General features: G+C 65.8%; 1 protein-coding gene. It reads right to left on the bottom strand.

Annotation, left to right across the window (positions count from 1 at the left end; genetic code table 11):
* On the bottom strand, window positions 1–544 hold a 544-nt coding region (locus IU448_RS28575; protein WP_195058843.1), incomplete at both ends, for an AMP-binding protein.

Raw genomic sequence — 544 nt, 5'->3', positions numbered from 1 at the left:
ACTTCCATACCCGCCAGATCCGCCGGATCCAACGAAGCCAGCACCGACGGCGTGATCAAACCGACCGTCACACCCTCACCAGCGATCAGCTCACCGAGTTCCGAACCGCCGTAGGTACCGGTCGGCACCACGACCAGCGCACCGGCCGAACCGATCGCGAGCAGCAGTTCCAGGATCGAGGCGTCGAACGACGGCGACGCGAACGCCAGCGCCCGCGACGCCGGAGTCAACCGATACCGCTCCACCTGCTCGGCACTGAAATTCGCCAAACCGGCATGACTGACGACGACGCCCTTGGGCAGCCCCGTCGAACCGGAGGTGTAGATGACATATGCCGTGTTCGCCGGGGTCAACGGCCGCACCCGGTCGGCGTCGGTGATCGGCTCGGCCGCATATCCGTCGAGAGCGAGCTCGTCGAGCACCAGCCAGTCCACCGAATCCGGCAGATCACCGCGCACCGACGACATCGTGATACCCACCGGCGCGCCGGAATCGGAGAGCATATGCGCGATCCGGTCTTGCGGATACGTCGGGTCGATCGGCA

It is taken from the genome of Nocardia flavorosea (genome assembly GCF_015477805.1).
GTDB lineage: Bacteria > Actinomycetota > Actinomycetes > Mycobacteriales > Mycobacteriaceae > Nocardia > Nocardia flavorosea_A.
This window is presented reverse-complemented; position numbering and strand designations above follow the sequence as displayed.